This window comes from Enterocloster clostridioformis (assembly GCF_020297485.1).
GTDB classification, from domain to species: domain Bacteria; phylum Bacillota; class Clostridia; order Lachnospirales; family Lachnospiraceae; genus Enterocloster; species Enterocloster clostridioformis.
Map to the genome: position 1 here is coordinate 2,326,363 of NZ_JAIWZC010000001.1, position 12,629 is coordinate 2,338,991.

The window sequence follows — 12,629 nt, forward strand, 5'->3', positions numbered from 1 at the left end:
AATAATCAGTATCTGCAAATTTCCATCCACATTTGATAAGATAAGTTCAAATGATGGAGGTGATACCAATAAATACGAATGACAATGTAACCTCAAAGGCTGACCTTTGGGCAGACCGGTTCCATGCTTTTCAGGAAAGCGGTTTATCCCGCAAAGAATGGTGTCAGCAGAATGGAATCCCACAGTCTACACTGGGTTACTGGATCCGAAAGCTCCAGTCAGAAGCAGCTGAGACAGAAAGTGCTTCTGATCCGGTGTTTGCAAAGCTCCCTTCGGAACATGAACTCCATTTCAGTACAGCAGGTACAGGAAAACCTCCTGTGATGCTCTGTCTCCCGGAAAATATCCGGATTGAAGCTGCTGCGGACTGTCCAGCCAGACTGTTGACTGCCCTGCTTCAGGCCTTAAAGAACTATGCTTGATTTTTCCGGAAGTACTACGGTCTATCTGGCATGTGGCTGCACGGACCTCCGGAAGAGCTGCACTGGTTTAGCGGCCATCATCAAACTGAAATTCCATCTCGATCCGTACTCCCGCTGTATGTTCGCGTTCTGCAATCGCAGGCGCACATTGCTCAAGATCCTTCAGTGGGACGGGTCAGGGTTTTGGATCCTGATGAAACGGCTGGACCGCGATTCCTTCCATTGGCCTGACACACCGGATGAACTGCAGAAAGTTACGCTGAAAGAGATCCATTGGCTGTGCGATGGTTTATCCCTGAACCCCAGCGGCGCATTTGAAGAACGTCACCCGAAGATCGTCATATGAGCCCGGATCCTGTCAATTCGCAAAAAGCCGAAAATCACTTTGTTTTGGGCGGATTTTCCTCCGTCCCGGAATGCAGTTTCCTATAGGAACGGAATGCTTTTTCTGGTATACTTTCTGGCAGAGATTTCAGAAAGTTGAGGCTGTGTTATGGATCCGCTTTTTACAGAGGAACAACTGAACAAGATGAGCAGGGAGGATATCATCTCCCTGATGAAAACCATGCGGGAGCATTATCAGAAACAGGAAACAAAGATCCAGATCCTCGAAGAAAAAACAAAGGAACTGGAATTCCTGAACGCGATGCTTTCTGACCGTCTGACTCTTGCGCAGCGGAAACAGTTTGGCCCATCCAGCGAAAAATATGCGGATGGCTATACGCAGCTGAACCTTTTTAACGAGGCAGAGCAGGAAGCAGAGCCTGATGCGCCGGAGCCGGAAATGGAGGAGATCCATCCGTCTTCCTATAAAAGAAAGAAACGTTCCGGCAAAAAGGAGGAAGATCTTTCCGCCTTTGAGACAACGGAAGTAATTGAGTATAAGCTGACCGGCGCGGACCGAAACTGTCCGGACTGCAATACCAAATATAAAGTCGTGACAAAAGAGACGGTGAAGCGCCTGAAGTTTGTGCCTGCACGGTTTGAAGTGGTGGAGGAGGCCGCCTATGTTTACAGCTGCCCAAAATGCGGGGCGATGAAACGTCCGGAAAAGGCGCCTTCCCTTCTCAAAGGCAGTGTGGCAACACCATCCCTGGCGGCAGGCATCATGAACGCAAAGTATGTGGGCGGCATGCCCCTTGCGCGTCAGGAACGGGAATTCGCCCGTTACGGCCTGAACCTTTCCACAAAGACCATGGCGAATTGGATCATCCAGTGTGCGGACCGGTATCTGCAGCCGCTTTATGAACTGATGAAGGAAGAATTCCTCCGGAGCCGGTACGCTCATGGGGATGAAACCCGTGTTCAGGTAATCGATGAGCCGGAACAGAAAGGTTCCACCCAGAACTGGATGTGGGTCTATCTCACTGATGAATACAGCGGCTCACCCCGGATGGTCCTCTTCCAATACGAAAGAACCCGGGCGGGATATCATCCGGTGGAATTCCTTGGGGATCAGTACCAGGGATATTTCACCTGCGATGGATACCAGGCATACCACAGCCTTCCGGAAAGGATCACCGTGACAGGATGCATGGCCCATGCGAGGCGCAGATTTGATGAATCCCTGACCGTTTTGAAAAAGGACTTTACCAAAGAGCAGCTGAAGGAAACAACCGCATATCAGGCAATGGCACGGATCGGGATGTTCTATAAGATCGAGGAGATGATCCGTGACAAGTCACCGGAAGAAAGGTATGAAGAGCGTCAAAAGCAGGCAAAGCCGCTTTTAGAGGCTTTCTTTGAGTGGCTTCATACCCTGGAGGATGCTGTGGACAGATCTTCTAAGATCGGAGAGGCGGTCCTGTATACGCTGAACCAGGAAACCTATCTGAAAAGGTATCTGGAAGATGGCCATCTGAGTATTGACAATCTAGCTGCAGAGCGGGCACTGAAAAATTTTGCCATAGGGAGACGCAGCTGGCTGTTTGCCAAAAGCATCCGCGGGGCACAGGCCAGTGCGACTGTGTACAGCATCACAGAAACTGCGCTTCTGAATGGACTGAAGCCATACAACTATCTCACATATGTGATGGAAAAGATGAAAGAACTCGGTGCGTTTCCGGCAAAGGAAGAAATGCTGGAGCTTCTCCCATGGTCCTCCAATCTGCCTGATGATTGCCGCAGCAAACTTAAAAAATAAAAAACAGATCTTCCCCCGGTAAGTGCTGGGGGATTTCTTATTTTGTCAAGATACGGATTATTACTTACTTACGTTTATCCATGGTCATATGTTCGGTGGGCTGGGTATCCTTGCCGGATCCATTCATAGCCTGGCATGCATTCCACTGAGCATCCGACTCCATGACGGTCTGCAATTGGGATACTTCCTGCATTTCCAACGCATCCCACGTGGTACAGATGGTAGAAGACGCTTATCAGGCAGCAAAGGTCTTTGGCGATTCCCTGCTCCTGCTTGACCGGTATTTTCTTTCCGTGCCGGCTCTTACAAGGCTTCAAGAACTTACCCTGGAAGAGTCTGTCCATATGGAAATTGTGACAAAAGCCAAACGTAACTGCATTGCTTATGAAAAACCCAGCGTCCGAAGATCCGGAAGGGGAAGACCTGCCAAGAAAGGAAAGGCCGACCATCTGAAGGAACTCTTCTATTCCCATAAGGAGAAGTTCCTGGAGACAGAGTTGGAACTTTATGGGAAGAAAGAAAAGATCCGCTACTACAGCACCGACCTGCTTTGGGGCCAGAAACTGTATCAAGAACTACGTTTTGTTCTGGTGGAATATAATGGGGGGCAAAGCATTCTGGCGGGAACCAGTCTTTCTATAGAGCCAGTGGCTATGATCCGTTTATATAGCTATAGGTTCCGGATCGAATGCACTTTCCGGGAATTGAAGCAGCAACTGGGAGGCTTCTGTTACCATTTCTGGTCAAAGCATATGCCCAAGATTGATTATTATCGCAAAAAGACAGAGCCAACTTCTCTTGAACAAGTGACCGACAACTATTCGCGTAAAAAGATAATGGAAGCAATCCGTGCCATTGAAATGCATATGGCATTGTCGTGTATTGCAATGGGAACGATTCAGGCTCTTGCTATCCGATCAGAGGGAAAGCTTCGCTCCTAACAAATCCGCTACCAACGTACTACATCGAAAGGGAAAGTATCGGAAGGAGCCGTGATGTGTTACCTACGGAAATATATTTTTCATTTTATGGGGCAAAATCCCGAATTACGCATAACACAATTAATTCAGGAAATGCAGGAAAGGTCAGTAATTGATAAGGATTTACTGGCTTCTTAAGCGTACAAACTTTTTACTGTTCAGTAGAGAGTATGAAAAAAAGTCTGTAAATTGAGATCTTCTATGATAAGTTAATGAGAAAGGTAGGTGGATGTCGTGACCACCTACCTTTACTATACGGATGCTTTTGGATTCTGTCAAGATGTATTGGAAAATCCCATCAAATTATGGTACACTTCTTACAGGAAAACATCAGGAGGTGTGCCATGAAGCTAAAAACAGACGATCCCTTTGTACCTGAAGATATCAGGGCAAAGATCAATGGACTGCAGTCCCTGCTGGATCATGCAGCCGACTTATACAGTGATATCTATAGCTGGTATGACAGTGAACTGAAATCCTATGACCCGAAAGCCACCGCAGACGATGAACTGTTTGACCCTGGCACAGGGACTGTTGTGGAGGGGATCGATTACCTGTCTATCATGGAATCCCTGTCAGAGCTGCAGACAGCCAACGAATGTAAAATGCAGAGGGATTAACCTTGTGTCCCATCGGCCTGGCCTCTGGCGATGTCTTCCCGTATCAGGGCCTTGATGGCCCCTTGGACGGAAGTGTCCCTGCCATATTTGTGCTGTCTGACCCAGGCCAGGATATCTGCATCTGTCTTCATATTCAGTTTTAACTTCACCTGTACAGTATTATAGCTGTCGTACCTGTCCTGAGCATCGTATTTTGAAAATCCATACATGGAAAGCTCCTTTCCGGATAGGTGTACACCTATGCCTGTGCGCTCTTATTCCGGCAGTCTGCCTTCGTACATAATGGACAGTTCCCCATAGACCTGCCCCCAGTTGCGGATGGGCATGGTCCACTTCTTCGTCGCCTCGAACGTGGCCAGGTACAGAGCCTTTAAGAGCGCCGTGCTGCCCGGGAACACGCTCCGCTGGCGGTTGAGCTTCCGGTAGGTAGAGTTGAGGCTCTCGATCGCGTTGGTAGTATAGATCACCTTCCTGACCTCCATGGAAAACTTGAAGATGGGGGATACCACATCCCAGTTGTCATGCCAGCGTTTCATTGAGTTGGGGTACTTTGGCGTCCACTTTTCCGTCACCTTCTCCAGCGCCTCCAGCGCCTTTTCCTCGTTTGCGGCATGGTAGATGGTTTTCAGGTCCGTGGCAAATGCTTTCCGGTCCTTGTCGGAGACGTATTTCAGCGTGTTCCGTACCATATGTACGATGCAGCGCTGCTGCTCCGTCTTCGGGAATGCCGCCGTTATGGCTTCCTTAATGCCCGTGAGCCCGTCCGAGCAGAGAATGAGGATATCCTTCACACCGCGGTTCTTCAACTCGTTCAGAACGCAGAGCCAGTACTTGGAGCTTTCATTCTCCCCGATCTGTATGCTCAGGACTTCCTTTTTACCTTCCAGCGTAAGGCCGAGGATGACATAGGCGGCAAGCTTGCGGATTACCCCGTCCTCCCGCACGGAATAATGGATTGCGTCGATGTAGACCACGGGATAGACTTCCTCCAGCGGGCGGTTCTGCCAGTCTTCAATCTGCGGCAGTATCTTGTCCGTCACGTCCGAGATGAACCCTTCCGAAGCCTCAAAACCATAAATGTCCATCAAGGTATCCGAGATTTGGCGGGTTGTCATGCCTTTTGCATACATGGATATGATCTTCTGGTCAATGCCGGAAATGTCCTTCTGGCGCTTTCTTACCACCTGGGGTTCAAACGTGGACTTCCTGTCCTGGGGCACCTGGATGTCCATGCTCCCGAAGCTGCTGTTGATCCGCTTGGGCTTGTAGCCATTGCGGTAATCATCCGAATCCGACCGTTCTGACCTCCCATAGCCGAGATGCTCATCCATCTCCGCTTCCATCATCTCCTTCGTAAGTAAGTAATAATCCGTATCTTGACAAAAGTAAGCGCCAAATATACCTGCGGATTTTCTAATCCGCCTTCTTCCGCTATAATTGTAGCTGTTAGATACTTAGACTATTTCACTACAATTATGGAGGATAGGTTATGGCAGCTACTCGCAAAGCCCGTGTTCCTATGGCAGAACAGATCAGGCTTATCAATGAATGCCGCCAGAGCGGCATGACAGATGCTGAATGGTGCCGTGAAAATGACATCGCAGTAAGCACCTTTTATAACTGGGTCAGCCGATGCCGGAAAGCGGCAGCGGAACAGATCCCTGCACCGAATTACGGTCATCATGCAGATCCACTTCCAAAACAGGATGTGGTTCCCATTGATATTGTTCCGGATCATCTTCCGGAGCAGCATGCGGCATCACAGATGCAGCAAATGTACCTTGACAATTCACATACGATTGAAGTGACCATGAAAGATGTGATCATTCGGATCAGCAATGATGCCGACCCTGTCCTTCTTACAAGGACACTCCGTCTGATCCGGGAGACTTCATGTTAGGCGATATCTCCGGACTTGAAAAGATCTACATCGTCTGTGGCTTATCCTCTCGATATTTTTGTAAGTAGGTAATAATCAGTATCTGCAAATTTCCATCCACATTTGATAAGATAAGTTCAAATGATGGAGGTGATACCAATAAATACGAATGACAATGTAACCTCAAAGGCTGACCTTTGGGCAGACCGGTTCCATGCTTTTCAGGAAAGCGGTTTATCCCGCAAAGAATGGTGTCAGCAGAATGGAATCCCACAGTCTACACTGGGTTACTGGATCCGAAAGCTCCAGTCAGAAGCAGCTGAGACAGAAAGTGCTTCTGATCCGGTGTTTGCAAAGCTCCCTTCGGAACATGAACTCCATTTCAGTACAGCAGGTACAGGAAAACCTCCTGTGATGCTCTGTCTCCCGGAAAATATCCGGATTGAAGTTGCTGCGGACTGTCCAGCCAGACTGTTGACTGCCCTGCTTCAGGCCTTAAAGAACTATGCTTGATTTTTACGGAAGTACTACAGTCTATCTGGCATGTGGCTGCACGGACCTCCGGAAGAGCTACACTGGTTTAGCGGCCATCATCAAACTGAAATTCCATCTCGATCCGTACTCCCGCTGTATGTTCGCGTTCTGCAATCGCAGGCGCACATTGCTCAAGATCCTTCAGTGGGACGGGTCAGGGTTTTGGATCCTGATGAAACGGCTGGACCGCGATTCCTTCCATTGGCCTGACACACCGGATGAACTGCAGAAAGTTACGCTGAAAGAGATCCATTGGCTGTGCGATGGTTTATCCCTGAACCCCAGCGGCGCATTTGAAGAACGTCACCCGAAGATCGTCATATGAGCCCGGATCCTGTCAATTCGCAAAAAGCCGAAAATCACTTTGTTTTGGGCGGATTTTCCTCCGTCCCGGAATGCAGTTTCCTATAGGAACGGAATGCTTTTTCTGGTATACTTTCTGGCAGAGATTTCAGAAAGTTGAGGCTGTGTTATGGATCCGCTTTTTACAGAGGAACAACTGAACAAGATGAGCAGGGAGGATATCATCTCCCTGATGAAAACCATGCAGGAGCATTATCAGAAACAGGAAACAAAGATCCAGATCCTCGAAGAAAAAACAAAGGAACTGGAATTCCTGAACGCGATGCTTTCTGACCGTCTGACTCTTGCGCAGCGGAAACAGTTTGGCCCATCCAGCGAAAAATATGCGGATGGCTATACGCAGCTGAACCTTTTTAACGAGGCAGAGCAGGAAGCAGAGCCTGATGCGCCGGAGCCGGAAATGGAGGAGATCCATCCGTCTTCCTATAAAAGAAAGAAACGTTCCGGCAAAAAGGAGGAAGATCTTTCCGCCTTTGAGACAACGGAAGTAATTGAGTATAAGCTGACCGGCGCGGACCGAAACTGTCCGGACTGCAATACCAAATATAAAGTCGTGACAAAAGAGACGGTGAAGCGCCTGAAGTTTGTGCCTGCACGGTTTGAAGTGGTGGAGGAGGTCACCTATGTTTACAGCTGCCCAAAATGCGGGGCGATGAAACGTCCGGAAAAGGCGCCTTCCCTTCTCAAAGGCAGTGTGGCAACACCATCCCTGGTGGCAGGCATCATGAACGCAAAGTATGTGGGCGGCATGCCCCTTGCGCGTCAGGAACGGGAATTCGCCCGTTACGACCTGAACCTTTCCACAAAGACCATGGCGAATTGGATCATCCAGTGTGCGGACCGGTATCTGCAGCCGCTTTATGAACTGATGAAGGAAGAATTCCTCCGGAGCCGGTACGCTCATGGGGATGAAACCCGTGTTCAGGTAATCGATGAGCCGGAACAGAAAGGTTCCACCCAGAACTGGATGTGGGTCTATCTCACTGATGAATACAGCGGCGCACCCCGGATGGTCCTCTTCCAATACGAAAGAACCCGGGCGGGATATCATCCGGTGGAATTCCTTGGGGATCAGTACCAGGGATATTTCACCTGCGATGGATACCAGGCATACCACAGCCTTCCGGAAAGGATCACCGTGACAGGATGCATGGCCCATGCGAGGCGCAGATTTGATGAATCCCTGACCGTTTTGAAAAAGGACTTTACCAAAGAGCAGCTGAAGGAAACAACCGCATATCAGGCAATGGCACGGATCGGGATGTTCTATAAGATCGAAGAGATGATCCGTGACAAGTCACCGGAAGAAAGGTATGAAGAGCGTCAAAAGCAGGCAAAGCCGCTTTTAGAGGCTTTTTTCGAGTGGCTTCATACCCTGGAGGATGCTGTGGACAGATCTTCTAAGATCGGAGAGGCGGTCCTGTATACGCTGAACCAGGAAACCTATCTGAAAAGGTATCTGGAAGATGGCCATCTGAGTATTGACAATCTAGCTGCAGAGCGGGCACTGAAAAATTTTGCCATAGGGAGACGCAACTGGCTGTTTGCCAAAAGCATCCGCGGGGCACAGGCCAGTGCGACTGTGTACAGCATCACAGAAACTGCGCTTCTGAATGGACTGAAGCCATACAACTATCTCACATATGTGATGGAAAAGATGAAAGAACTCGGTGCGTTTCCGGCAAAGGAAGAAATGCTGGAGCTTCTCCCATGGTCCTCCAATCTGCCTGATGATTGCCGTAGCAAACTTAAAAAGTAAAAAACAGATCTTCCCCCGGTAAGTGCTGGGGGATTTCTTATTTTGTCAAGATACGGATTATTACTTACTTACGGAGCTTCTCCCATGGTCCTCCAATCTGCCTGATGATTGCCGCAGCAAACTTAAAAAGTAAAAGACAGATCCTCCCCCGGTAAGTGCTGGGGGATTTCTTATTTTGTCAAGATACGGATTATTACTTACTTACATCCATACTGGAAACTCCTTTATTTGCTACAATAATACTCTAGTTTTCATAAAAAACAAAGAAATTGTTTACATATTCGAAAAATATTCCTATTTTATTAAATTAAGCAACTCAGAATCACTTTCTCAGGATAGATCGTTCAATTAAGCATAAAATCAAACTTTCTTTGAAAACGCCACTCAGTCTCCACATGTATTGAAGCTGTAAAAAGATTCTCAAAAGGCATAGTCAAACCTTTTCGAATTCATTATTGTTCCTCACTGAGAAGACATCAAGTTTCTTTTGAATGCCCTGTCCACATATTCCTTTAAATAATACCATAGAATTTAATACTTGTGAAAACTTAGTGCTGTTTCTTTCTATCTACTACCTGAATCTTCTTAATTCAGAAATGTTGACATAATTCGACAATTGTCTCCACATTTGTTGAGTGAATAATAATGATGGCGGGAAGGTATACTCCTCCCCCAGCGGAAACGATATAATCAACTTTACTCATCACTTTGCTCTGCTTGATATTCTAATTCTAACAAATATTTATCGTAATCTGACATAAATAATCGATCCTGAACAATACGATATTTTTCAAACTCAGTCTCTGCATGAAGCTTTGCCTGCTCTGCACTGACTTTTCCCGGTCCCATCAGCAGTTCATTCCCATTAAACTCCAGGAATCCGTCAAGGCGCTTTGCCCAGTCCTCCATACTCATCGGTATCCTTCGTTCGGCCTGTAACTCCGCATAGTCAAGATAAAGTGAAACGATTCTCTCCAAATAGGACATTTCCTTTTCGCTCAGGTAGTTCTTAGCAACACTTACATCAGCTTTGACGATCTTCCCATCCGGCGCTGATTCCCATGTTGTCAAACCCATATGTTCTTTTTCAGCATTTGCACGCTCTACAATCAATTCTGCTGCCGTATGCCGATGTACAGCCCAATGCATCTTGTTCTGTACCATTTTGAAAAACTGCCGGGTAGTCTTGGCATCTTTGTCGTAATCAAACGCTGTGGCATAGAGATCTGTAACCTTTTGATAAAACTTGCGCTCAGATAGGCGTATCTCACGAATATTTTCCAGCTGTCGTTCAAAATATTCATCGGTGAACATATGCCCTTTTTTCAGGCGCTCTTTGTCCATCGTCCAGCCCTGAATTGTATAATCCTTGACAATCTGACCAGCCCATTTGCGGAATCTTACGGCACGGTCGTTGTTAACTTTAAAGCCGACCGCAACGATCATTTGAAGGTTATAGTGAATCACTTCCCGGTTCACCTGCCGCAAACCTTCTGTTTGAACTATCCGGAATTTCCGGATAGTTGACTCCTGTGCCAGTTCACCATCATCATAAATTTTTTTAATATGTTCATTGATTGTACGCACATTTACATCATATAAAGTCGCAAGCATTTTTTGCGTCAGCCAGATATTTTCATCCTCATAACGCATTTCAAAGCTATCGTTACTATCCCCGACTGAAGCCACATAAGTCAAATACTCCGCGGCAGAACTGTGTATTGTAATGTCCGTTTTCCTTTTTGACATAAACGACTCTCCTCTCCCCGCTTTGTTCCTTCTTTCCTTGCATTCCCAAAAGAAACTTTCATTCCAAACATTACAAAGACTCAAGAATTTCCCATTTTAGATCATCTCTATAAATTTCGTCTGGCTCGTTCCAAATCATATTTATCAATTGAAATCATTTTCGCAGTTGGCAGATAATGGTGCGAATAATATACAATCATACTTGATAAAAAACCTGCCTTACAATTAATAGCCTCTTTTTTTAGTTCAAGATCATTTGTAGAATTTTCTAACCACAACTTCATGATACTTTTTGGAAGTTGAAATAAATATACTTGATTCCCTGATCGCAATTCCCAGGGATGAGATGAATTACTCCAATGCAATGTATATGAGTCAGAAAAATCATTATTTTCCCTTGTTATCCGGTATAAAAACAACAATTGACCAGAATTTGTTACAGCAACAGCCATACGTCTCCCGATTTCATTAGCGAATTCAATGATTTGATTTTCAGCCATATGCACAGCAGGTATTCTATGTCCCCTTATACTATCACCGAAAGAAACATTATCATAACCAAGCAACATCCAAAAATCACTCCAAAAAGGCATTTTATCAAATTCCAGCAAAGGAATTCTATGCGTTGCTGCAAACTCTTGGGCTTGAACAGTAAATCCGCTGAGTGAAGCGACTGCAACCTGATAAGTGTAACGTTCATAGGGATAGACAACTCCCGCTCTATTTTGCCTCCTTCGGGCCAAGAGTCTATTTACATCTACAATGTCAAAATGATTAATATCCTCTCTCAGACCCAGTGTACTTCTTATCATATTCAAACCTACTTTCTTGCGGTAGTCTTTACATTCAATTAACAACCTTGTACAAGAATAAAAAGGAGTTTGAGCTGGAGGCTCCAATAATACATCTGCATTGTGTGCTTCCCCTAGCCCTTGAATCATTTGGCCAGGAGCCCCATCAAAAATATATAATCCATCGAATTTCACGTCAGAAAACCCTACATTTATTAAGAATGTGTTTTATAAATAACTCAAACGCTTTTCCAAGTTTCATATTCATCCTCTGTATTATTAATATCTTTTCTATTATGCGCTTATAGCAATAAAATACAAATTCAAAATACAAATATTGATTATTTTTCTCTAAAAGGCAACAGACTATGCATTACGTTTATCTTTGTTCAAATATTTTATTTACTGCCAAAATTTCTTTAGCGGTTTCTAATTTTACAGTGTTGTTATATTGTCGAATATAAATATCCTCCCCACAGTATGAAAGTTCATCTTGTTTCGGTACACATATCCTAATTACTGTCAACCCTTTATAATCTATAATATCAATTTTAGTCAAAACTGCTATTTTTAAGTCTTTTGATAATTTTGACTCTTGAATAATGCTCAAAACCTTCCTACAGTAGTTTTCCACCGAAATCCCAAGTATTATAGCCTCTCTTTCTACCCCCACTACAAAATGGTTTGATATATTCATTGGTTCTATTCCATCCAGAATTTTAATTCTTTCAGCATCTTTTTCTTTGTCAGCTACACCAATATATATATAACCCTCACTATCTGGACCGATATTAGCCATTGCACATATAGTATGAATAATTTGACTTTCTAATTCTTTATCATATTTCCGGTCATCTGATAATCTTAAAAAACCTTGTTTAAATTCATACCTTGGTGTTTCAATTTTAGACCTACGAATGGAATTTTCAAAATCTAAAGCTAAACCCGCACCATGATTCAAAGATGATGGCTCCTTCTTTACAAAGGTTCCTCTTATTAGTCCTTCTGTTAATGCTATATTTTTTTTACGATCTTCAATATTTGTATAATGTGTACTCATCTTAATCTTTGATTGAAGATTTTTTAAGTTTTCAAACAAACGATTATTATCACATGGTGATAAATCCTCTTTTACTAACATATTATAAAATGCCATAAATAAAGTATAAAATGCATTTTTAATAGGACTTCTTGAATCAGGATATAAAGTCTTTCTCAAAAAATTATCCTCATTACTTACACTTTCAATTGTATTTTTTAAAACTGAAAATGTATTTTTAATATCTGAAATCAATTTTTCCTTTTTATATCTCATTAGTGCATTTTCAATATCGACTGCTAACGAAGAATTCTTTTTTCATTCTGTGTCCATACTAATTTTCTCTGATA

12 protein-coding genes and 2 pseudogenes are annotated in these 12,629 nt (G+C 44.8%); 9 read left to right on the forward strand and 5 right to left on the reverse strand.

Annotated elements, in window-relative coordinates; genetic code table 11:
- Nucleotides 1–50: 50 nt before the first annotated feature.
- The 5 genes and pseudogenes from tnpA (LA360_RS11855) to LA360_RS11875 all read left to right on the forward strand — a co-directional run bounded on the left by tnpA (LA360_RS11855) (nt 51) and on the right by LA360_RS11875 (nt 4,165).
- Nucleotides 51–422 (forward strand): IS66 family insertion sequence element accessory protein TnpA, encoded by a 372-nt coding sequence (gene tnpA / locus LA360_RS11855; RefSeq protein WP_065549657.1) that lies wholly within the window; start codon nt 51–53, stop codon nt 420–422.
- Nucleotides 415–768 carry an IS66 family insertion sequence element accessory protein TnpB gene (tnpB, locus tag LA360_RS11860; protein WP_112481961.1) on the forward strand — a complete coding sequence of 118 codons (354 nt, stop codon included), beginning with the start codon at nt 415–417 and terminating at the stop codon, nt 766–768. The genes tnpA (LA360_RS11855) and tnpB (LA360_RS11860) overlap by 8 nt, the downstream gene beginning before the upstream one ends.
- A gap of 147 nt (nt 769–915) precedes the next feature.
- On the forward strand, nt 916–2,565 hold the full coding sequence (tnpC, locus tag LA360_RS11865) for an IS66 family transposase (protein WP_112481963.1): 1,650 nt from the start codon (nt 916–918) through the stop codon (nt 2,563–2,565).
- 73 nt (nt 2,566–2,638) lie between these two features.
- Nucleotides 2,639–3,683, forward strand: a pseudogene (locus LA360_RS11870) (transposase); the annotation flags it as partial.
- 206 nt (nt 3,684–3,889) lie between these two features.
- Nucleotides 3,890–4,165: a hypothetical protein gene (locus LA360_RS11875; protein ID WP_002583244.1), complete on the forward strand. Its 276-nt coding sequence runs from the start codon at nt 3,890–3,892 to the stop codon at nt 4,163–4,165.
- Here LA360_RS11875 and LA360_RS11880 read toward each other — a convergent pair.
- Nucleotides 4,162–4,374: a hypothetical protein gene (locus LA360_RS11880; protein WP_002583243.1), complete on the reverse strand. Its 213-nt coding sequence runs from the start codon at nt 4,372–4,374 to the stop codon at nt 4,162–4,164. The genes LA360_RS11875 and LA360_RS11880 overlap by 4 nt on opposite strands.
- Nucleotides 4,375–4,419: 45 nt before the next feature.
- Nucleotides 4,420–5,517 (reverse strand): annotated as a pseudogene (locus LA360_RS11885) (IS256 family transposase); the annotation flags it as partial.
- A 137-nt stretch (nt 5,518–5,654) separates the two neighbouring features.
- On the opposite strand from LA360_RS11885, the gene tnpA (LA360_RS11890) reads away from it, so the two are divergent.
- The 4 genes from tnpA (LA360_RS11890) (at nt 5,655) to tnpC (LA360_RS11905) (ending at nt 8,700) form a co-directional block, all read left to right on the forward strand.
- Nucleotides 5,655–6,065, forward strand: coding sequence for an IS66 family insertion sequence element accessory protein TnpA (tnpA, locus tag LA360_RS11890; protein WP_174713916.1), 411 nt, complete (start codon nt 5,655–5,657; stop codon nt 6,063–6,065).
- A gap of 120 nt (nt 6,066–6,185) precedes the next feature.
- Nucleotides 6,186–6,557 carry an IS66 family insertion sequence element accessory protein TnpA gene (gene tnpA / locus LA360_RS11895; RefSeq protein WP_057573074.1) on the forward strand — a complete coding sequence of 124 codons (372 nt, stop codon included), beginning with the start codon at nt 6,186–6,188 and terminating at the stop codon, nt 6,555–6,557.
- Entirely contained in the window at nt 6,550–6,903 is a 354-nt protein-coding gene (gene tnpB, locus LA360_RS11900; RefSeq protein ID WP_089776306.1) for an IS66 family insertion sequence element accessory protein TnpB, read from the forward strand. The genes tnpA (LA360_RS11895) and tnpB (LA360_RS11900) overlap by 8 nt, the downstream gene beginning before the upstream one ends.
- Before the next feature lie 147 nt (nt 6,904–7,050).
- Nucleotides 7,051–8,700, forward strand: a complete 1,650-nt coding sequence (gene tnpC / locus LA360_RS11905; RefSeq protein ID WP_112481967.1) for an IS66 family transposase — start codon at nt 7,051–7,053, stop codon at nt 8,698–8,700.
- A gap of 696 nt (nt 8,701–9,396) precedes the next feature.
- Here the strand turns inward: tnpC (LA360_RS11905) and LA360_RS11910 are convergent.
- From LA360_RS11910 to LA360_RS11920, 3 genes are all read right to left on the reverse strand, one after another.
- Entirely contained in the window at nt 9,397–10,449 is a 1,053-nt protein-coding gene (locus tag LA360_RS11910) for a virulence RhuM family protein (protein WP_022200730.1), read from the reverse strand.
- Nucleotides 10,450–10,556: 107 nt separating this feature from the next.
- Nucleotides 10,557–11,435 (reverse strand): hypothetical protein, encoded by an 879-nt coding sequence (locus LA360_RS11915; protein WP_146774940.1) that lies wholly within the window; start codon nt 11,433–11,435, stop codon nt 10,557–10,559.
- 184 nt (nt 11,436–11,619) lie between these two features.
- Nucleotides 11,620–12,555 carry an AlbA family DNA-binding domain-containing protein gene (locus LA360_RS11920; protein WP_225537515.1) on the reverse strand — a complete coding sequence of 312 codons (936 nt, stop codon included), beginning with the start codon at nt 12,553–12,555 and terminating at the stop codon, nt 11,620–11,622.
- Nucleotides 12,556–12,629: the final 74 nt, after the last annotated feature.